Consider the following 21,115-nt stretch of genomic DNA (forward strand, 5'->3'; position numbering starts at 1 on the left):
TTCTTCGTAACGACTGCGCGCTCCTGATCGGTAAGCTGCGCGGTTCCGAGATCGACGTACTCATCCAGCGCCTCTCCCTTCAGTTTCAACGCCTCCAGCGCCTTCGCAACCATCATCCGGTCATCGATCCGTTTGGAAAGCTCGGGATGGATGCGGAACAGACCCTTCGCCCTCAGGACGCCGGTCTCGTAGAAGCCGTTTCCAAATAACACTTCCGCCCCCTTCATCTGCATGAATGCGACCTGGGGGTCTGATGCCGCGACGGTTTCGCGGGCATCCATGTTCGCCCCGTGGGTCGTCGTCGCCCGGGGGATTGAGATTTCCTCATTTCTTTCCTTCGCGGGGATCCGCCGGATACGCTCCATCGCGAGTTTCAACAGCAGATCCTCCTTGGAGAGCGTCCGCAAGTCCGAGAGGTCGATGATCGCCATCTCAGGGAGGATCACGGTCGTCTTGCCGTCGACGAGAAGCGAAGCGGAGGACTTTCCGCCGGACTTCATCGAGTCGTCGGGTTTCAGGATGTCTCCGCGGGAAACGGGCATCCACTTTTCCTCGACGTTATGCCGGACGTAGACTGCGCCCTTCACGGCAACCACCCTGATATCGGCGCGCACCGACGCAGCGCCGAGTAAACCGAGCAACAGAATCATCATCGTTGTTTTCATGGCATCACCTTTCTTCTAAAACCCCGCCAAAAGCCCGCAGCCTAAAGGCTGCGGCTACCTATTTTTTTCGTTCCGGCGCAGAGCGCCGGTATATGCGTTCCCACGCAGAGCGTGGGAACGAGGAGTCGTCCTACTCCACTACACCCACGTCCACGACACGCACCCAGCCGCGGACCATTCCGAGATTTACTTCGACATCGTTGAAGTACTCGCGAGCGCCCATCTTCCATGCGTCGTCGAATCCCTTCGTGATCGCGGTCGTCTCGATCGGAAGCCACACCGACTCTTCGCGCCGGTCGTTCGGCCTGATCACGTAGATCTTCGGATTGTCGCTCAGTAACGATGCTTCCCCCGGCTTGATACCCGTATCGAACATCAGGTAGATGTGCGAATCGGCGGGGTGATCCGGCGGCACGACGTCGACAAATGCCGTCGACATCCCGATACTTGCAAGCAGAGCGGCATAGCAGACGCTCATGTCGTCGCAGTCGCCTCCCCGGATCCGGAGAGTCTCGGAGGGATACTGGACAAAATCTTCGCTCTTCTTGGGATCGTTCACGTAGAGAAGCTGCGTGGCAAATTCGTTGAACAAAATCCTCGCGCGCGCGACATTCGAAAGGACGCCGGGCACCGTATCGAGAAGCCCCTTGTAGTGGTTCAAATACGACCGTGTGAACCTGAGGACTTCGGAATCCGCCGGCGTCACAAAATACCTCAGGACCGAGACGTCGCCGTTCCAGTCGTTCCTGGCGTGAATGAGCACGCGGCTCTGATACCGGTCGTCATACCTCCCGTCGCCGGTCACCGCGGTGACGTTTACCTCGCCATTTCGTATGCTTGGAGAGCGCGCGGAACGGATCGAATCGTTAAAAACCGCATAGAGCGGAATGCCCGCCGTGTCGCCGGCCGGAACGGTGGCCGGCTTCGTCTCGGTCGGCGCATCCATCAACTTGTCGACAAAGAAACTGAGTTTCGCGTCGATTGCTTCGCCTGTCACGTTCCGGACGATCGCTCTGCCGACGGGCCGGTAGGCATAGACCGTCTGGAGAACGGGAAAGAAGTCGCCGCTCATGTCGACGCGATCGATCTGAACAGGGTTGGGATGGACGCCGCCGAGGGTGATGCGGGCGGTCAATGAAAGCCGGTCCCCCGTGAACGGATTGTATTCGAGGCTTCCGATGTCGGACTGTTGAAATGAACTGAGCGCGGCGGAACCCTTCCGGTTCTCCTCCGAAACGAATTTGAGATAGCTCGCATCGAGCCTGACGGGCCCGTAGGAGCCGCCGGCACCGACGGAGAGTGCGTCTGCGGAGAGCGAGGCCGAACCATCGATGTACAATCCACCACGGAGTAGAACATGAAACGGTCCGGTCCACTCTCCGCCTACGCGAAACTGTTTTCTTGTGTCGCCATCCAGACTCACGAGGGCGCCATCCGCCACCTCGTACCCGAGGCCCATGCGAACGTATCGCGGGAGCGTCAACTCGTACTGCTGCGCATCCCCGGTGAGCCGGGATTCCACAATTTGAAAGAGGTTTTTCGCCACGAGCCCGAGCCTGACTCCGGCCGGGTGGCTCCAGAGGACTCCCACATCGGCCAGAAAGGTATTCCCCGAATAGGTCACGGGTGTCGATTGGATGACAGAGTTGGAATCCACGGAGAACCGGGTATCGCTCACCTGGTTCTCGAACCTGTGGAGGCTCAGGCCGATCGAGATCTCCCGCGGCCCGCGGAACGCGATTCCGAACGCATACGGCTCGCTGTAGCTGATCTTCTTGTCGAACCTGTTCACGACCGATCTGCTGGAATCCTCGAGCGAGAAGACCGAGGGAATGGTAAACTCGAGCGAGATCCCGGGGGAAATACGGAGCCCTGCGGCGTAATCTTCGAGGAACCGCTTGCCGGCGCCGCCGAGCTGCGCCGTCCAGGAGGGATCGCTCAATGAAGGGGAGAAGAAGTTTCCCGCGTCGATTTCCCAGTCCGAGATTCCGGCAAGTCCCGCAGGATTCCAGTCAAGCGCGCTCACCCCGTCGGAAAGGGCGGTGTACCCTCCCATGCCGATCGCCCGGGCCGAGCTCAGGTGTTGCGAATATGAGTTTGAACGGGTCATCATCATCATGCACAACACTGCCAATCCTATGCGGGTAGGAGGCACAAACTTCATAGACGGCGGTCAGGGACCAAGAGAAAGAAGCAGGTTATGCGTCGAAGACGCCGTCACCCTGATCGAATCGGGATATCCGTTGACGCTCACGGTCTTGCCGCTCTCCGATGTGAACGTAAAGAGCGCGGCCGGCTGTCCGCGCAGAATCTGGAGGAGCGTCGACGGGATGACGATTCCGCCGAGGTTCGAATTGACCCGAAGCCGGATCAGCGGCCTCGCGCGCAAGCCGGACTGCACCGAGCTGATGAGCACATTGACGGATGTGCCGCCGCCGGTCCAGCGGACGCGAAGATTGTGCGAGAGCGAGACTATTTCATCGGGCAGCGGTGAATCGACATGGAGAGCCGCCGGAGACTCCACGTCCACGGTGAACGGAAGGATCACGCCAAGTCCCGTTGCGCTCCACCGGTATGCGTGGTTGCCGACATACTGGAAGCCGCGGCCTCCGATGCCGTCGCGGCTCACAAGAAAATATTGTACCCCGAGCAGCGTGTCGAGCAAGAGCCGGGGAATCTGCAGACGCTTCTCGCGGGGAATGAGCGCAATGTCATCGATGCCGACGATCCCGGCGTTGAGCGTCTTGTAGCCAAGCGTCTGCGAGTCGATGATCACGGGGGCGGACCGGTCGAAAAAGATCGCCCGTGCAAGGGAACCTTCGTGATGCTCTGTCCTGCTATCGAACGACGACCCTGCGACGATCAACTGGCCCAGGCTCGTGCTTCCGACGGGCGGGAAGAGGCGCGTCGAGTCGATATCCTCAGTCCCGAACGCCCCGTCGGGCGAAATAGAAATTGGCGAAACCACCACGGGATTCGGAATCGCATCGTCGATCAGATTCACCGGGCCCTGCTTCTGGCAACCCGCGGCGATCAGAACGAGAATCAAGATGCTATGGTAGAGCGTCCATTTCATTCCGTTTCCTTTTCGCGATACCGGTTTCGCCGGCATTCGGTGCAATCTAATAAAAGCTTCCCCCGCCTGCAATACCGGTTCCGACGCAGACGGGGGAAATGAATGGTACCCGGGGTGTTACCGCACCACGATATATGGTGTACCCCAGAACTCGTTCGTAAACGGAGCGTCGGCGACATAGATCGAGCTCCACGACATGACATCGACAACCGCGTTGAAGCGAGCCGCGAGGATGCCCAGCGGCAGAATGGACGGCAGCCGGCTGATGAACACGCGTTGATAGACCCTGGTATAATTGCCGGGCCCGCCTGTCGTCGAAACCAGATGCATCAGCGTCCGGCGGCGTTCGGCGCCGTCACCCGCGATGCCGTACCGGAGGTGCGCGATTTCCGCCGAATCATCCGAGCTGTTGAGGGTGACGCGGACTCTTACGGAGTCTCCCACCCTGAAATGCGGCACCGAGCCGCGGAAGAGCCCGAGGCGGAACCACGTGTTCAGCGGATCCGTATAGGTCGTGTCGAAGTGTCCGATGTGCTCGATCTCAAGCGTGGAGAGCGAGAAGTTCTTGAGACTATCGGGCCTCGTGCGGCCGAGCACCATCGTGATGGCGACCGGGACCCAGTTCCTCAACGGATTGTCCGTGCGCGCAACGCGGATGAATCGCACCTTCCGCGTCACAACCTCGGTGAACGGCTTCTTGATGATGCTGTCGACGATGACCGTGTCCAGCGTCCTGGTTCCCACCCCGACCCAGAATTCGCCGGGAAGCACCTTCGTGATCGTCACGAGCGCCGACGAGTCGCCGGGAGCGATGACAACATCGTAATGGCGCGTGACCTGATTCCAGAAGATGCGGCGGCCCCAGCGGACAGGCGTAATGGTATCCCCGAAGGTTATTCCGAGATGGCCCAGATCGCCGATGTCGAGCTTCGCAAATCCGTCATACTCAGGAGCGCGCATCCCGTTGTCGTCGATTGTCGTTTCATCCGATGAGGAGAATCCGGCAACCGAATCGGTGGTCGCGACTTCTTCCTGCAGGGCCTGCTGATCCGTGACGGTCACCGGGGGATTGATGACATTATCCTTGGTGCACCCGGTCAGGTAGAACAAAAGACCCGCCGTGACACCCAAAACTGCCAGCTGCAAATTCTTCATGACTACCTCTCCTTTATAGAGTGACTTGCTGTGCGGTCTCAATTTAATTTTGCCCCGCCGCTCTCTCCCACACGCCCGCACGTGATTTTGAGATAGAAGAGCAGCGGGACAAATTCATCCACCATAGTCTAACAAACAGGCGTGAAAATTGAAACAGGGTGCCTCTCGCCTGTTGATGCGCTTCACATCCCTCGATTGAAGCGCATCCACATGGTGAGATAGGCATCAACCATCGTGCCAGGACGGTTCTTTACACGGAAGCTGTGAAATTCGAGGGGAAATGGGGGATCGGGTTGAAAAAGCGGGGAAATCGTGTGCCGGGTAGTGCGGGAATTCCGGAGAGTTACGCGGGATCGAACCCGATCACGCGGTCGGCGGATCCTTTTTCCATTCCCCGCGGCTATACGCCCCGATCAACTCGTCGAGGTAGGGATGGTAGCGTTGCGGGAGATTCTTGTATTTGGGCCGGGCCGCGGCGAGAACCTGTTCGGCAGAGCCGGATGGGTTGACGGCTTCGACGGCATTACCGAGATACTCGAGCAATTTCTTCTCAACCCTCCGGAGAACCTCCCGGTCGGAGGAGCCGGCGATTGCCACGACCGCGTCGCCGGTGTCCCACCGCTTCTCGACAAACGTCTTGAAGCAATACCCGCGCAGATATTCGGCAACCGTTCCGCGGTTGAATCCGCCCAGCTCTTCGGCTGTTTCGGAGATCGCATTCCGGGAGAAACCTTTTTCGCGCACTGAGCCGATGATCTGTTTTTCGATGTCCAGGACTGCCGTCGACGACGATGCGAGCTCCTCCGGAAGATCGATGATCCGGATCATATCGCGCCCTTCCGCTCTTGCCAGCAGGACAGCCCGCTTGAGGACGCTTTGAAGCTCGCGGACGTTTCCTTTCCATGGATACTTCAGAAATACCTCCATCACGATCGTGCTGCACTTCGTACCGGGGGATTCCCGCTCGATGAATCGCCCGACGAGAAGCGGGAGGTCCGCCTGGCGGTCTCTGAGCGGCGGGAGATTTACGGAAAAGACATTGAGGCGGTAGTAGAGATCCTCTCTGAACTTCTTCTGCTGCACCGCGTCGCGCAGGTCGCGGTTCGTCGCGGCGATCACGCGGACATTCACCTTCATCGTTTCCGTCCCTCCGACCCTGTCGAGCGTGCCGTCCTGCAACACGCGGAGGAGTTTCACCTGAAACGCCTCGCTCGTCTCTCCGATTTCATCGAGAAAAATCGTCCCCCCGTCCGCCAGCTCGAATCTCCCGGCCCTCTCGCGCACTGCGCCAGTGAAGGCGCCGCGTTCGTGTCCAAAGAGTTCGCTTTCGAGGAGCGTCTCGGTGAGCGCCCCGCAATTGACGGCGACAAACGGCCCGGCTCCCCTGGAGGAGTGGGCGTGTATCGCCCGCGCCACCAGTTCCTTCCCGGTGCCGCTTTCGCCCATAACGAGGACATTCGCGTCGTTATTCGAGATCTTCTTTATGAAAGCCACAATTTCCTGCATCGGTCCGGAGGCGCGATAGAGGATCCCGTTGAAGTCCTCCGCTTCCCCTCCACTCTGCGGCGACTCCTTGTGCGGTTGAAGATCGTCGGCCTGCGTGCGCAACCGGGCGATTTCGGATTGGTACGCCGCGATCTCTTCCTGGAGGGCCGCACCGCGCGGCTCGCCGTTCGGCTGCCGGAGGGCGCCGAGTTCCTCCTCGAGCGATTTCAGCCGCTTCTCTTTGTCGTGCAGGAGCCGGTGAATCGATTCCTTCTCCTCCCTGAGCGACGTGACCTGTCCCTGGACCAGCTGGTGCCTGAAGAGCACGAGCCCTGCCGTAACTACCAGCGCCGCGAAGAGAGAGGGAACAACCGGTAGAATGATCGAAGAGGACGAGAAGGTCCAGCAGGAGGCGATCAGGAGCACAAGCGCCGAGGCGATGATCGCCAGAATGCCCGCGAGCTGGCGTCTCGATTCCATGAACAGGATGCAGGCGCATCCCAAAGAGAACGCCAGGAGGTAACCGGCGGTTTCCGATATCCTCCGAAGAAACGAATCGTGGAGGGCATCGTGAATGATCGTCGCGTGGAGGCCGATCGACGGAAACTGGGAGGAGAATGGAGTCGAGAGGAACGGACTTCTCCCGCCGGCGATAATGCCGAGGAGGACTATCTTTCCCCTGATCTGCGCGATGACGGGGGGAGTTGTGCCGCCCGATTGGCGCACGTCGTACGCTTTCAGAAACTCGACCGTGGAAATGAGGTTGAGCGAACCGGTCCCTCCGGTGAAATTAGGAGTGATGGAACCGTCATCGGAATAGTGAATCCTCACGCGGCGACCCTCTGCGCCGATTTCGGCGTCTCCGTCGCCGATCCTTACATCCGACCTGGAAGCTCCGAGCCCGATTCGGAGAACCTCGAACGCGAAGGAGGGAAGGCGGCCTTGACTCGTACTCACGAAGAGGGGCAGCTTTGAGGTTTCGAGCATGGTGGTGTGCCCGAAGCTCGCCGAGCTTTTAAGTAATTCTGGAAACGGAAGCTCAAGCCCCCTGCCGGAGGGAAAGGGTTCCTCCCGGCCGGGAGGATACGCGATGCTGGATGGAATCGCGCTTATCCCGCTCGCTCCGTGGCTCCCGGTGTCGGGGGCGTTCAGGGACCGGAAATAACCCCCGAGTACGACGTTGCCTGATTTCCGGACCACCGCCGAAAGGATCTCATCATACTCAGGGTGCTCCGGATCGGGCTCGGTAAAGGCGACGTCCACACCGACGGCCTTCGCGCCCAGGTCATGGAGCACGTCGAGGATCAGCGCATAGTAGCTTCGTTTGAGGGGGATCCCGCCGAGCGAAGCGATGTCGTCGCCGGAAAGGTAGAGGATGACGATCGAGGAATCGATTTTTGATTCGCCGCGGAGGTGATACTTCGTCGCGGTGAACGATTCTTCCAGCGCGTCGAAGGGGCCTGAGAGAACGCGCGAGAGGAGAAGCGCAAGGACGATGAGGCCGATCCCGAGGTAGAACCGTTTCGATTTCCCCTGTTCCATCCGTGCGGCCTACCGGTTGGTCAATCCACGGGGCTGGAGCCACTGCAGGGGATCCTGCTTCTCGCGATCCTTCCAGATTTCAAAATGAAGCTGAGGACCGGAGAGGGCCTCGCCGCTTTTCCCGATCTGATCCCCTTCTTTCACGTCGTCTCCTTCGTTCACGGAGATCTCCAGAAGGTGGGCGTAGACGGTCCGGTACCCGCCCTGGTGGTTCACGATGACGAGGTTGCCGAAGGACGGGAGCCACCAGATCGTGGAGACTTCGCCCGCGGCGACCGCATCCACGACGGTGCCGGAGGAAACCCCGATGTCGATGCCGGTATTCTGTGTCACCGTGTGAAGGGTGCGATTTTCCTGGACCCCGAACCGCCCGATGATCTTTCCCTGCGACACCGGCCACGAGAGCTTGCCCCTCAAGAGATCGAACCCCGTTCCGGGCCGCGAAACGCTCCCGCCCGGACGCGTACTCTGATCGGGCGGTTTTCGCGCTGGTCCGGCCTTCTCGCGGTCGATCAGGCCCGCGACGAGTTGCTCCAGTTTCTTTGCGTCTTCGATCTTGCGATTGATTTCGCGTGTAAAGTTTCGCTTGTCTTTTCGGATCGTCGCAAGGAGCGCTTTCCGCGATTGGACGCGGCCGGCGAGCTTTTTCTCTTCGCGCGCCTTTTCCGCGATCAGCTGGCGGCGGTTCGCAAGCTGCCGTTCCAGTTTCGTGTTCTGCGCCTGAAGGTCGGCCCGTTGATCGGAAATGCTGTCGAGATCCTGCCGGCGCTGTTCGGAAAACCGCTTCAGATACTCCGAGCGGATAAGCATCTGGTTCAACGAGCGCGACGTGAGGAGCAATTCGAGATCGTACGTGCGGCCGGACTTGTAGGCGGTCGTGACGTACCGGGCATACTCCTGCTTGAGGAAACCGACCCGGTCGCTCAAAGTGCCGATGAGAGCGCGGTCGCGGTCGATATCGTCGGAGAGGGATTTCTCTTCGTCCTTCAGCCTGCCGATCAGCTTTCGGACGAGCGAGGCCTGGTGATCGTAGCTGTCGAGGAGTTCGAGCGTCGCGTGTTCCTTCCGCTCCTTCCCCTTGATCTTCTGTTCGAACTGATCGATCTCTTTTCTCAGCTTTTCGAGATCGGAGCGTTTCTGCTTCAGCTCGCTCCGTTGGGCGCCGGAAGAAGCCGCAAACAATCCGGAGATCAGGAGCAGTGCGAGGAAGGTTGCGCGGGGGGTCATCAGCGCCGGATGATCTCTGCGCGATCGGGAATGGTGAGCGAGCATTCGACCGGCTTGTTGACTTCCAGGCCGGAGTACGCGATGGTGATGCTCCTCTTTTCCTGCGGGAAAATCACGCGCAACAGTTTCGGGACCGCAACCGGGGGAGAGTCGTCGATCCTGGATGCCGTGGCCGTAACGGCCGGGCTGCCCGCGCTGTCTGCGACGCGGTAACTGGTCACAACGAAATCCTCCCCGTCGATCTGGTATTCCTTGCTGTCGGTCCGTTCGGCGTACCGGAGCACGTAGCGGTCGTCCTCCACCGTAAACCGTGCGAGCGAATCGCCGGGCGATGCCGCGGGAAACTCTCCCGTGAAGACGTTCAGTATTTCATCGAACTCCATCTTCAGCTTGAGCATCGATTGAAGCGTCTTGCCGTCGGGTTTACCGATGATGGCCTTGTTCTCCATCTGGTTGAAAAAAACGAAGCGGTCGCGGCATAACTGCAACGTTGCCACATGGATCCCGAACGGCCCTTTGAACTCCACCAGGAGCGAGTCCGGCTTCTTGAGCGACGCGTCGAAGTAGCCCGAGTTCGACCCCTCGGGGACCTCCACGGTGATCGTGCCGTTTCCCCGGAGTGTCCTCACCTGCTCGTTCCGCTCCTGAACCCGGCGGATGACCTCGGCGGCCGGGAACGGGCGCTCTCTGATCGATTTCGCGGCTGGCGCGCACCCGGCGAACGCACACGCAAGGAGCAATACGCCGGTCCCGCAGGGGGTGCATCTCACAGACTTCCCCGTTGGATCTTCTCTTTCAACTCCGTATTTGTCGCGTCGAGCTGCAGGGCTTTCTGCCAGTACTCCATCGCCTTCTCTTTCTTCGACTGCTTGTAGTAGATGTCGCCGAGGTGTTCGTTGATGACCGGGCTGTTGCTCCCCAGCTCGATCGCCTTTTTGATGTACCTCTCTGCTTCATCGTACTGCTGGAGCCGGAAGTAGACCCAGCCGTAGGTGTCGAGGTAGGACTGGTTCGCCGGCTGCTGCTCGACTGCCTCCTTCGCCATGCGCAACGATCTCTGGAGCTGCAGCCCGCGCTCGGAAAGGCTGTAGGCGTAATTATTGAGAAGCAGGTGGTTGTGGGGATCCATCCGGAGCCCCCGTTCGTACATGCTGTCGGAATCCTCCGGCCGTTTCAACTCGTCGTAGGTAAGCGCAAGCGCGCTCACCGCGTCGACGCTTTTGTCGTTGAGCTGGATCGCCTTTTCGAGCGAGGCGGCGGCGTCGGCAAGGGCGTGTTTTCGCTGGTAGGAGATCCCGAGAAGGAAATGGATGCGGAATTCCTCGGGCACGACCTTCCGCGCTTCGGTGAGCACCTGAATCGCGTCGTCGAATCGTCCCTTGTCGTAGTAGATCGAGGCAATTCCGACCCAGCCGTCCGCGTTCCAGCTCGCGAGCTCCTTCACTTTTTGAAAATTCAGCATCGCGCCGGAATCGTCCTTGGTGATGTTGTCGATGGCCCCGAGGAACCAGTAGGGGCGCCAGTCGTCCGGATACTTTTTCTTGATGCGTTGAAAGAGGTTGATCGCGTAGGGGGCGACCGCGGAATCTTTCTGAATAAAATTAAGGAAGACCTGGCCGAACTTGAGCTGGTCATCCAACGAGAGAGAGTCCCTCCGGAGGACGGCCTCAAATTGTTCCGCGGCGGCGTCATAGTCCTGCCGTGTCAGGTAGGCGTGCGCGATCGAGGCCCGAACATCGAGGTTTTCGGGATGAAGTTCTATCAGCTCGTTGTAAATGCGAAGCGCCGTCGAAACGCTGTCGATCTTGAGGTAGGCGTCACCGAGGGCCTTTTTCACTTCAAAGTTTCCCGGATCGAGGGAGAGCATCCCTTTCAGTTGCTCAGTCGCCTCCCGGAGTTTTCCCATGCCGCTGTAGATCTGCGCCATCTGGAAATACGCGTCGGACTCGGGGCCGAACCGGTTGATGACCTCCTGGTAGACTTTCAGGGCCCGATCGGGTTTCTGCACTTGAAGAAGCCTGCCCAGGCTCAACCAGCCCTCCAGGTACATCGAGTCGATCTTGATCACCGCGTCGAATTCCCTGATCGCGCCGTCGAGATCGAGCGCGTTTACATAAACCTCCGCGAGCGTTTCGTGGTAGGTCCTGTTGTCGGGCTCCAGACGGACCGCCTCAAGTCCCATCTGAATGGCCCGGGTATGGTTATCGAGAATCGAATAGTCTTTTGCGATCGCGTGGTAAATGGCGGGATCCTGCCTGGTCTGGAGGGCTTCCTGGTATTGCAGGATGGCTTCGGCGTATTTCCCCGTCTGGTCGAGCAGAGATCCTTCGATGAAACGGCGGAGCGCGAGATCATCGTCCGGGAGTTGTTTCAGCGGAAAGCTGCCCGAAGGTTTGGAGGATTGCGCCGTGGTCCCGGATCCTCCGCAGCCGGCGAAGATGAGCCCCGACAACAAGATCGGCGCAGTCCAATATGTCATCCGCCTCCAGGATCGCCTGAAAGTTTTCATAAAAAAATATACCGAATTAGCGCTAGAATAACAACGGCGGGTAGTGCCACAGTTTAACCTTCTCTCGTCATCCCGACATGTTTTAGGTCGGGATCTTTATAAAAGAGTTGAAAGATGCTGACCAGGAGCATGTCAGCATGACGAGGTGGAGAGGCATGTGGCTAGGTAGAGTAGCTCGGTAGGGCAGTTCCTCAGCGCCTTCTCACTCTCGGATTATCCGGAACGAAGATCGCGGTTTGCGACGCGAGATCCCTCAGCCCCGCATGCAGCCCTTTTATTGTGATGCTGAGCTGCTCGCCGGCGATCTTGTTCCAATCCGGCTTGCCGTTAATCTCGCGCCCCACGAGCTTGACGACATCGCTTTGAGAGGGAGGTATGATCAGGGCGGGCAGCGGGAGGAATTTGCCGTTGTACTGGTAGGGAATGTTCTGCGAGCTTACTTTGATCGCGCCCCGGTCGAGGAAGAGCGTATCCCGGTTATTGTTTGTCAACTCGATCTCGATGTCGGTGACGACCCCTTCCTCCATCCTGTAGCGGGCCCGGAACAGATACTCAATGCGGCCCGGCCGGTCCGCGAGGCGGTACTCCTGGCAATTGCACCCGTCGTTGATTGCCCGGTAGAAGTACATCCCCGGTTCCGGTGCCGGCGCACAGCCGGGCTCCGGGAGCGTGATGACCGCTCCGAGGACCGATAGGATGAGTAACCGTTTGATTCGCGTCATTCTGAACAGATCCTTCGGTCGCTGCGCTCCCTCAGGATGACCGGAGTGCTACTTTTTTGCCTTCTGCGCCCGCTCAAAACCCGGTTTGATCACCTTGTAGATGAGCTCGATCCGCTTCTTATAAGGAACAAACGCGCTCTTCATTGCGTTCAGAGACAGCTTCTCGAGATCATGGAGGGTCAGATTAAAGGCGTCGGCGGCGAGCTTATACTCGCGTGAGAGAGTCGTCTTGCTCATGAGCCGGTCGTCCGTATTGAGCGTAACGCGGAAACGATAGCGGTGATAAATCCCGAACGGGTGCTCCTCGATACTCTTCACCGCGCCCGTATCCACATTGCTGGTCAGGCATATCTCCAGAGGTATCCTCTTGTCGAGCACGTACTGGGCGAGATACCCCATGTTGGCGACCTCGGTCGGGTCGTCGTCCGACACCGACATATCCTCGATCAAACGCGTGGCGTGGCCGATGCGATGCGCGCCGCACCACTGGATCGCCTGCCAGATCGATTCCTTGCCGAAGGCTTCGCCGGCATGAATCGTGATGTTGAAGTTTTCCCGCTGGATATAGTGAAAGGCGTCGACGTGTTTCTTGGGAGGATAGCCCCCTTCTTCGCCCGCCAGGTCGAATCCGACCACGCCGCGCTCCCGGAAATCGATCGCGAGCTCCGCCATCTCCTGGGAGAGCGTCATATCCCGCATCGCGCAGATGATGAGGCCGAATTCGACTCCAAAATCCCTCCTTCCCCTCTCCAGCCCGCGCAACACCGACGAGACGATCTCCTCCCAGTGCATGCCCCGCTCCGTGTGCAGGACCGGCGCGAACCTCGTCTCCACATAGACGACGCCGTCCTCGTGCATGTCTTCCATCATCTCGTATGCCACCCGCTCGATCGCCTCGTCCGTTTGCATGACTCCGGTCGTGTGGGCGAATCCCTCGAGGTAGAGCGGCAGGCTTCCCCGCTGGGCGCCGCGGTGGAACCACTCCCCCAGCTCTCCCGCATCCGTCGTCGGAAGCTTGTCGTATCCGAGATCCCTTGCCAGCTCGATGATCGTCTGAGGCCGCAAGCCTCCGTCGAGGTGATCGTGGAGCAGAGGCTTCGGAAGCGTGCGGATAAATTTTTCTGTCAGTTTCATATGATCAATTCCCCTACTTCTTTTTCAACCGCCTTGAGAACGATTCCATCCTTCACTAATTTGAGGGCCGACTGTATGTCGTCATGGAGGACGCGGTCCCGTCCCAGATGCTTGATCCTGCTGCGGAGTACCCGGTGGGCCGCTTCGACTCCTTTTCCGGCGGCCATCTTCCGTCCGGAATCGGGGTGGATGCGCGAGAAGTCGATCCCCTGCGCCGCGACCATCAGTTCGATCGCGAGCACCGTTTCGGTGTTGCGTAACACCTGCCACGCTTTGTGCGCGCTGATCGATCCCATGCTGTTGTGGTCCTCCTGATTCGCCGAGGTCGGGATCGAATCGACGCTGGCAGGATGGGCCAGGACTTTGTTCTCCGAAACCATCGAGGCCGCGGTGTATTGTGCGATCATGAGGCCGGAGTGGAGCCCTCCGTTTTCGCTCAGGAAGCGGGGGAGCCCGCTCAGCGAGCCGTTGACCATCCTCTCGATCCTGCGCTCGGAGATGCTCGCCAGTTCCGCGAGTGCGATCGCGAGAAAATCGAGAGCGAGGGCGAGCGGTTGGCCGTGAAAGTTCCCGCCTTCGAGATGCGTTTTCCCGCGGGGGAAGATCAGCGGGTTGTCCGTCGCGGAGTTGATCTCGATCGATACCACATCGTAGACATATCGGATCGCGTCGCGGGACGCGCCGTGAACCTGGGGCATGCAGCGGATCGAATAGGCGTCCTGCACCCTCGGGTCGTCATGCCTGTGCGATTCGCGAATGGCGCTGTGTTTCATCAGACGCCGGAGGTTTGCCGCGCTGGCGGCCTGTCCCTTGTAGGGGCGGAGCGCATGGATCCTCGGATCGAAAGCCGTGTCCGTTCCCTTGAGCGCTTCCACGCTCATCGCTCCCGCGATGTCGGCGATCTTGCAGAGAGACCGCGCTTCGTGCACCAGGTGCACGCCGTAGGCGGCCATCATTTGCGTCCCGTTGACGAGTGCGAGCCCTTCCTTCGCCCCCAGTCTCAGCGGTTTCAGTCCGAGCTTGCGAAGCGCAAGACCGGAATCCATGACGGCATTTTTATACCACACCCTCCCCTGACCGAGCAACGTCAGGACGAGGTGGGCAAGCGGGGCGAGGTCGCCGCTCGATCCCACGGAGCCTTTCGAGGGGATGATGGGAATGATTCCGGCGTTGAATACTTTCCGGAAGAAGTCCATCGTTTCGAGGCGAATGCCCGAGTACCCTTTTGCGAGCGCGTTCAGGCGGAGAATCGTCATCGCCCGCACCACTTCGTACGGCAGAGGCTCTCCGGCCCCCGCGGCGTGGCTGACGATCAGGTTTGTCTGCAACTCTTCGAGATGATCGGCGCTGATCCGGACATTGCTCAGCTCTCCGAAGCCGGTGGTCACCCCGTATATCGATTCGCCGCGGCGAACCCAGTCTTCCACGAGCTCGCGGGACGCCCGCATGCGCCGCTTCGAGGATTCGGAGTAGGAAATCCTTGAAACGTCTCTGGAACAACGATAGACATCTTCGACGGTGAGGCTGTTTCCGTCGAGAACGAGGGGTCGCATGGGGTATTTTGTGAAAAATCTGACCGAATTTACGAAGAACCCGCCTGAGATGCAACGGATTTGAACTTCTGCGGCTTCTTGCCTATCTTTACGCTTCCTCCACATCAAGAGGTAGATCATCATGAACCCTGGAAAGATAAGGGAATCCGTTCTCCTGGTCGCGGCCATCGTTCTCACCCTCTCCGGTCTGATCCTGGGCCTGATCCTGTCGGGGGGCGGATGTAAGAGCGACGATACCACCACGGCGCCTCCGGTGGTCACTCCTATTCACGACGATTTATTCCCTCTCGCCGCCGACCGCAGATTCGAATACACCGGCTTCCTGGTCTACCCGAACACCGTCGACTCCGCCATCACTTCTTCGGTCGGATCCTATCTGGGCATCTGGACCGTTCTGCCCGGGCCTTCGGGAACCTGGCTGATCCGCGATTCCACAACCGTGGAGGGGATTACATCGGTGCGATTCTTCCAGATCAAGAAGGACTCCGCCTCCGGGGATCTCTCCTTCCGCCAGACGCTCGGTCCCTTCTACCGGGCGATCGGAGCAACCTATTCGGATACGCTTGCCTGGATCGAACTCGCAAAGCCCAGCGTGGGCGTCGGTGCCCAATGGTCCGCCTTCGATACGACCGTGGTGGGACACATGGGAGGCCTCACCGGTGATGTGCGTCTTCAGATTTTCGGGAAGATTGAAGGTCAGGTTTCAATCACGGACAGCTCTGCCGCTCACGTGGTCTATCCCCATGCGTACAGGATACGAACCTGGCGGAAAATCATTGCCGGCGGATTCGTGGTGCAAGACGATGCGACCACGGCGAAACTCTGGCTTGTGGCGGACGTCGGGCCGGTCCAGGTGAACATATCCGGCGATACCGAGAACTACGGGCTCTTCCGCGTTCTGACGAGCAGAAATTTCTAAGCTGTCATCCTGAGCACATTCGCTTCGCTCAGTGTGAACTCCGCGAAGGATCTCACACGCCGTCTGAACCGAATAGACAGATTCTTCGTCGCTTCGCGAATCAGAATGACAACCGTGGCAGGATCGTGATCTTCGTTCTCCTTCTGCTGCTTGCCTCGGGGCCTCTCCTCGCGCAGCAACCGTTCACATCCAACCCAACGGGCGGGGGCATGGTGCAGGGTACGATCCGGAACGCCGGCACCGAAGACCCGATCCAGGATGCGAACATCCGTATCCAGGGAACCACCCTGGGCGCCGTCAGCGACAGCGAAGGGAGATTCTCCATCCCCAATGTTCCCCCCTCCACATACACAATCACCGCATCGGCAATAGGTTACCTCACCGTGGATGTTTCCGGAGTGACGGTGCGCGCGCAAGAGACCGCGACGTGTGCGATCGAACTGAAGGAGGCAAGCGTTCAGGTCGGCGAGGTGGTCGTCTATGGAGCTTCCTTCCGCAGGGAACGGATTACCGACGCGCCGGCGGCGGTTTCAGCCATGGAGGCAGGCGACATTCAGCTTAACTCGGGCCAGGGACAGGTCCCGAAACTGCTCGAGCGCCTTCCCGGCGTGGATATCGCTCAAAACGGGCTTTTTGATTTTAACATCAACACTCGTGGATTCAACAGCTCGCTCACTCGCCGCCTGCTGGTTCTCCTCGATGGACGCGATCTGGCTATCGTTTTCCTCGGGTCACAGGAATGGAACGGGCTCTCCGTCCCCGTGGAACAGCTGGGCCGTCTCGAACTTGTGCGCGGCCCCGGATCCGCCCTCTACGGTGCAAATGCGTTCAACGGGGTGCTGAACATCGTCACGCCTTCGCCGAAACAAAGCGCCGGCACAAGACTCACGCTGGCCGGCGGCGAACTCAACACCGTCCGGGCCGATCTCCAGCATGCGGGCGTCTCGGGGAGATGGGGATACAAAGTGAATATCGGGCGCTCACAGGGAGACACCTGGAGCGTACCGCGAGACGCGTCGCAGCAGCATCCGTTCGAGTATGACGGATTTAATCCGTTTCTGAATCTGGAGGTCCGGCGGCTCAACACCGATCCGGTCAGGTCGACATACGGATCCGCCCGGGTCGACTACGATGCCGGCAGCGGAGCCCTCGCGGTCGTCGAAGGCGGACTCGCTCAGGTGGAGAACGAGGTCTTCATCACCGGCATCGGCAGGGTGCAGGTGACTCGCGCGCTCAGGCCGTGGGGCAGGGCCAGTTACTCCGACGACCATTCCAGCGTCCAGGTTTGGGCGAGCGGCCGGGATTCCCGGGAGCCGCAATATTCCCTCTCGACGGGATTGCCTCTGGAGGAAACGTCGCTGACAGTTCAGGGGGATTATCAGTACCACACTTCCGCGATGGAGGAGCGCCTCTTCCTGACGACGGGACTTTCTTACAGGTACCAGACGGTCGACACCCGCGGAACACTCATGCTCGATCAACACAAGGATAATTTGACCGGCATCTACGGGCAGCTTGAGTACCGCTTCTCCGACCAATTGAAAGCTCTTGCGGCTTCGCGCTGGGACCGGAGCACGCTTCACGAGAGCCAGTTCTCTCCCAAGGTGGCGCTCGTCTGGTCTCCCGAGCGCGAGCACAGTTTTCGCGTCACGTACAACCGGGCGTTTCAAGAGCCGGCCTATTCCGAACTGTTTCTCCATGTCCTCGACCCCGCCCAACCCCTCGCCTATCTCGGGAACGATCATCTGACGGTCGAACAGATCAGGGGCTACGAGTTCGGTTACAAGGGAACGTTTCGTAATGCGATCTACGCAACGGTCGACGGGTACTACAATCAATTGAGCGATTTCATCACCGATCTCGCACCGGGCGTGAATCCCGCGTATCACGGCCAGGAAAATATCGGGAGCAAGCTTCGGACAGTCTGGTCGTACGGCAATGCGGGAAAAGTAAACGAGAAGGGGTTCGAGCTCGGGTTGAATTACACTCTTTCGGAGTCCTGGAATATCGATGCGAACTATTCGCTTTTCGATTTTGATGTAGAGGAAGAGAACGCGAACAGCCCGCTTCTTCCGAATACTCCTCAGTACAAGTTGAACGGGGGGATCACCTATAAGGGGGGATCGGGTTTGCAGGTTGGGGTGACGGCGAAATACGTCCCGTCATTCGATTGGTCGGCGGGCATCTTTCAGGGAAGGGTCCTCGCCTACACGGTGGTGAATCTTGCCGCGCGGTACGCGCTCTCTCAGAATATCACTCTCGGCCTCGATGTTTCAAACCTGCTGGACAGGGAGCACTACGAGATCTTCGGCGGATCGCTTCTGAAAAGGCGCGCGATCGGGACGGTGACGATCACCCTGTAGCGGTTACTTCTTCTTCCCTTTTTTCTCCGGCTTCTTGTCGCCCTTCCGTTTCGCGGCAGGCCCCTTCGCCGGTTTTCCTCCTGCGGTCTCCTTCTTCGGCTTCTCCCCCGCTGGCCCCCCGGATTCGAAGAGAGATTCCTGGGGTTTTTCTCCGGTCTCCGTCTTGACGGCCTCGGCCTTGCCCGGCCCGGCGGCCGGAGTTTCTTTCGGCTCTTCCTTTTCCTCCTCGGAAGGAACCACGGCCAGGTCGCCGACCTGATCTCCGGCTTCCAGACGGATCAACCTGACGCCCTGTGTGATGCGTCCGGCCATCCGTATCTCCTTCGCCGGTTGGCGAATGACGACGCCTTTGGATGTGACAACCACGATGTCGTCGTTCTCGAGCACTTCCTTGATGCCTACCAGCTTTCCGGTCTTATCCGTGACCCGCAACGTGAGCACCCCCTTGATACCGCGGTGACTCACGCGGTATTCGTCGAGTTCGCTCCGTTTGCCGAATCCGTGTTCCGCCACGACGAGAATCGAGGTCTTGCGACGGGAGATTGCGACCGCGCCGATCACCTTGTCCCCCTTGCCGAGCGTAATCGCGCGCACGCCCGAGGCGGAGCGTCCCATCGGGCGCGCTTCCGTCTCCGGGAACCGGACCGCCATCCCGTTGTGCGTTCCGACGATGATATCCATGGTGCCGTCCGTGAGCTTCACGTCCTTGACGATGTCGTCTTTTCGCATGCTGATCGCCGTGATGCCGGTTCGGCGCACGTTTCCGAATTCCGAAAGCGCCGTTTTCTTGATGACGCCATTTCCGGTCACCATCGCGACAAAGTGTTTTTCGTCGAACTCCTGCACCGGGACGATCGCCGCGATATTCTCTCCCACCTGCTTTGCGATCAGGTTGACGATCGACTTCCCCCGCGACGCCCGGCCCGCTTCCGGAATTTCATGGACCTTCAGCCAGTAGCACCGGCCCTTGTCGGTGAAGAAGAGGATATAGTTGTGCGTGGAGGCGACGAACATGTGTTCGATAAAATCGTCCTCCTTGGTGGTCGCCCCCGTGACTCCCCGTCCGCCGCGGCCCTGGCGCCGGTATCCCGAAACGGGAACGCGCTTGATAAAACCGCCGTGGCTGATCGTGATCACGACGTTCTCCTCGGCGATCATGTCCTCGACGCTGAACTCCTCGGCCTTGTACACGATCTCTGTGCGGCGCTCGTCGCCGTACTTTTTCTTGATCTCAAGAAGCTCGTCCTTGATCATCTGCATCTGGAGTTTCTTGCTCGCGAGGATCGCCTTCAGCCGCTCGATGAGCTTGATCGTCTCCTTGTACTCGTCCTCGATCTTCTTGCGCTCGAGTCCGGTGAGGCGCTGCAGGCGCATGTCGAGGATCGCCTTCGACTGGATCTCGGAGAGCTTGAACCTCTTCATCAGCCCTTCCTGGGCCGTCGGGACGTCCTTCGACTTCTTGATCAGCTTGATGATCTCGTCGATGTTGTCCAGCGCGATGATATACCCTTCGAGGATATGCGCGCGCTTCTCCGCTTCGCTCAGCTCGTACTTTGCGCGGCGGACGATGATATCGTTCCGGTGTTTGATGAAGTGGTCGATCATCTCCCGCAGCTTGAGCTCCACGGGCCGGCCGCCCACAAGCGCAAGCATGATGATGCCGAACGTCGTCTGCATCTGCGTGTGCTTGTAGAGATTGTTGAGCACGACCGGAGCGTTCGCGTCCCGCTTCAACTCGATGACGACCCGCAGCCCGTCCCGGTCCGATTCGTCCCTGATATCGGAGATGTCCTCGATCTTTTTGTCCCGCACGAGCTCAGCGATCTTCGAGATGAGCCCGGACTTGTTGACCTGGTACGGGATCTCGGTGACCACGATCGACTGGCGGTCCGCGCGCCCCGTTTCGATGTTGGCCTTCGCCCGGACGATGATCCTTCCGCGGCCGGTCTTGTAGGCTTGTTTGACTCCCTCATATCCGTAGATGATGCCGCCCGTCGGGAAGTCGGGGGCCTTGATGATCTTCAGGAGTTTCTCGTCGGTGAGCTCCGGGTTGTCGATGATGGCGACGCAGCCGTCGACGACTTCCGTCAGGTTGTGCGGGGGAATGTTCGTCGTCATTCCGACGGCGATGCCGGAGGTTCCGTTCACGAGCAGGTTCGGGATGAGAGCCGGAAGGACGGTCGGTTCTTTGAGCGAATCGTCGAAGTTCGGGACAAAATCGACCGTGTTCTTATCGAGATCCCTGAGCATTTCCTCGGCGATGCGCGAGAGACGGACTTCGGTGTACCTCATCGCCGCGGGTGAATCTCCGTCGACGGATCCGAAGTTCCCCTGTCCGTCGACCAGCGGATAGCGGAGGGAAAAGTCCTGCGCCATCCGGACCATCGTGTCGTAGACCGCGGAGTCGCCGTGCGGATGGTACTTGCCGAGCACTTCGCCGACGATGCGCGCGCTTTTCTTATAGGCGCGGTTGCTCGCAAGTCCGAGTTCCTGCATGCCGAAGAGAACGCGGCGGTGAACGGGTTTCAACCCGTCCCGCACGTCGGGGAGCGCACGCGCAACGATCACGCTCATCGCGTAATCGATGTACGACCCCTTCATTTCTTCTTCAATATCGACAGGAACTATTTTTTCGTTGCCGTTAGCCATTCTATTGCCCTAAAGTCGTTGATTCGTTATGACATTCGATGCCTCGGCCTTGGTAGGCGCAGGCTTTAGCCTGCGTTACACGGCACGCGACCTGAAGGTCGCGCCTACCGATCCCT

General features: G+C 59.3%; 14 protein-coding genes. 2 read left to right on the plus strand and 12 right to left on the minus strand.

Annotation, left to right across the window (positions count from 1 at the left end):
* From VI215_04970 to hutH, 11 genes are all read right to left on the minus strand, one after another.
* On the minus strand, positions 1-665 hold a 665-nt coding region (locus tag VI215_04970; protein ID HEY6191664.1), incomplete at its 3' end, for a hypothetical protein.
* 130 nt (positions 666-795) lie between these two features.
* A complete protein-coding gene (locus VI215_04975) occupies positions 796-2,775 on the minus strand; it encodes a hypothetical protein (protein HEY6191665.1) in 1,980 nt (659 codons plus the stop codon).
* A 63-nt stretch (positions 2,776-2,838) separates the two neighbouring features.
* Complete coding sequence (locus VI215_04980; protein HEY6191666.1) at positions 2,839-3,741, minus strand: hypothetical protein; 903 nt, start codon at positions 3,739-3,741, stop codon at positions 2,839-2,841.
* Between the two features lie 117 nt (positions 3,742-3,858).
* Positions 3,859-4,896 (minus strand): hypothetical protein, encoded by a 1,038-nt coding sequence (locus VI215_04985; protein HEY6191667.1) that lies wholly within the window; start codon positions 4,894-4,896, stop codon positions 3,859-3,861.
* A gap of 363 nt (positions 4,897-5,259) precedes the next feature.
* On the minus strand, positions 5,260-7,923 hold the full coding sequence (locus tag VI215_04990) for a sigma 54-interacting transcriptional regulator (protein HEY6191668.1): 2,664 nt from the start codon (positions 7,921-7,923) through the stop codon (positions 5,260-5,262).
* 9 nt (positions 7,924-7,932) lie between these two features.
* On the minus strand, positions 7,933-9,150 hold the full coding sequence (locus VI215_04995; protein ID HEY6191669.1) for a peptidoglycan DD-metalloendopeptidase family protein: 1,218 nt from the start codon (positions 9,148-9,150) through the stop codon (positions 7,933-7,935).
* Positions 9,150-9,920, minus strand: a complete 771-nt coding sequence (locus VI215_05000; GenBank protein HEY6191670.1) for a DUF4292 domain-containing protein — start codon at positions 9,918-9,920, stop codon at positions 9,150-9,152. Before VI215_05000 ends, VI215_04995 begins: the two co-directional genes overlap by 1 nt.
* Entirely contained in the window at positions 9,917-11,629 is a 1,713-nt protein-coding gene (locus VI215_05005; GenBank protein HEY6191671.1) for a tetratricopeptide repeat protein, read from the minus strand. Before VI215_05005 ends, VI215_05000 begins: the two co-directional genes overlap by 4 nt.
* A gap of 221 nt (positions 11,630-11,850) precedes the next feature.
* Entirely contained in the window at positions 11,851-12,381 is a 531-nt protein-coding gene (locus VI215_05010; protein HEY6191672.1) for a hypothetical protein, read from the minus strand.
* A gap of 48 nt (positions 12,382-12,429) precedes the next feature.
* On the minus strand, positions 12,430-13,515 hold the full coding sequence (locus VI215_05015) for an adenosine deaminase (GenBank protein ID HEY6191673.1): 1,086 nt from the start codon (positions 13,513-13,515) through the stop codon (positions 12,430-12,432).
* Positions 13,512-15,068: a histidine ammonia-lyase gene (hutH, locus tag VI215_05020; protein ID HEY6191674.1), complete on the minus strand. Its 1,557-nt coding sequence runs from the start codon at positions 15,066-15,068 to the stop codon at positions 13,512-13,514. The genes VI215_05015 and hutH overlap by 4 nt, the downstream gene beginning before the upstream one ends.
* A gap of 121 nt (positions 15,069-15,189) precedes the next feature.
* Here hutH and VI215_05025 point away from each other — a divergent pair, with 121 nt between their 5' ends.
* Both VI215_05025 and VI215_05030 read left to right on the plus strand, forming a co-directional pair.
* The gene (locus VI215_05025; GenBank protein HEY6191675.1) at positions 15,190-15,987 is read left to right on the plus strand and encodes a hypothetical protein; all 798 of its coding nucleotides are present in this window, start codon (positions 15,190-15,192) and stop codon (positions 15,985-15,987) included.
* 125 nt (positions 15,988-16,112) lie between these two features.
* Positions 16,113-18,350 carry a TonB-dependent receptor gene (locus tag VI215_05030; GenBank protein ID HEY6191676.1) on the plus strand — a complete coding sequence of 746 codons (2,238 nt, stop codon included), beginning with the start codon at positions 16,113-16,115 and terminating at the stop codon, positions 18,348-18,350.
* Between the two features lie 3 nt (positions 18,351-18,353).
* Here VI215_05030 and gyrA read toward each other — a convergent pair whose 3' ends face one another.
* Positions 18,354-20,999: a DNA gyrase subunit A gene (gene gyrA, locus VI215_05035; GenBank protein ID HEY6191677.1), complete on the minus strand. Its 2,646-nt coding sequence runs from the start codon at positions 20,997-20,999 to the stop codon at positions 18,354-18,356.
* Between the last annotated feature and the right edge of the window lie 116 nt (positions 21,000-21,115).

The sequence above is a fragment of the Bacteroidota bacterium genome (genome assembly GCA_036522515.1).
GTDB lineage: Bacteria > Bacteroidota > Ignavibacteria > UBA10030 > SZUA-254 > VBOC01.

Coding starts and splice junctions, on each gene's coding strand:
- VI215_04975 (HEY6191665.1), bottom strand. CDS start 2,775: ATGACCCGTTCAAACTCATATTCGCAACACCTGAGCTCGGCCCGGGCG.
- VI215_04980 (HEY6191666.1), bottom strand. CDS start 3,741: ATGAAATGGACGCTCTACCATAGCATCTTGATTCTCGTTCTGATCGCC.
- VI215_04985 (HEY6191667.1), bottom strand. CDS start 4,896: ATGAAGAATTTGCAGCTGGCAGTTTTGGGTGTCACGGCGGGTCTTTTG.
- VI215_04990 (HEY6191668.1), bottom strand. CDS start 7,923: ATGGAACAGGGGAAATCGAAACGGTTCTACCTCGGGATCGGCCTCATC.
- VI215_04995 (HEY6191669.1), bottom strand. CDS start 9,150: ATGACCCCCCGCGCAACCTTCCTCGCACTGCTCCTGATCTCCGGATTG.
- VI215_05005 (HEY6191671.1), bottom strand. CDS start 11,629: ATGACATATTGGACTGCGCCGATCTTGTTGTCGGGGCTCATCTTCGCC.
- VI215_05010 (HEY6191672.1), bottom strand. CDS start 12,381: ATGACGCGAATCAAACGGTTACTCATCCTATCGGTCCTCGGAGCGGTC.
- VI215_05015 (HEY6191673.1), bottom strand. CDS start 13,515: ATGAAACTGACAGAAAAATTTATCCGCACGCTTCCGAAGCCTCTGCTC.
- hutH (HEY6191674.1), bottom strand. CDS start 15,068: ATGCGACCCCTCGTTCTCGACGGAAACAGCCTCACCGTCGAAGATGTC.
- VI215_05025 (HEY6191675.1), top strand. CDS start 15,190: ATGAACCCTGGAAAGATAAGGGAATCCGTTCTCCTGGTCGCGGCCATC.
- gyrA (HEY6191677.1), bottom strand. CDS start 20,999: ATGGCTAACGGCAACGAAAAAATAGTTCCTGTCGATATTGAAGAAGAA.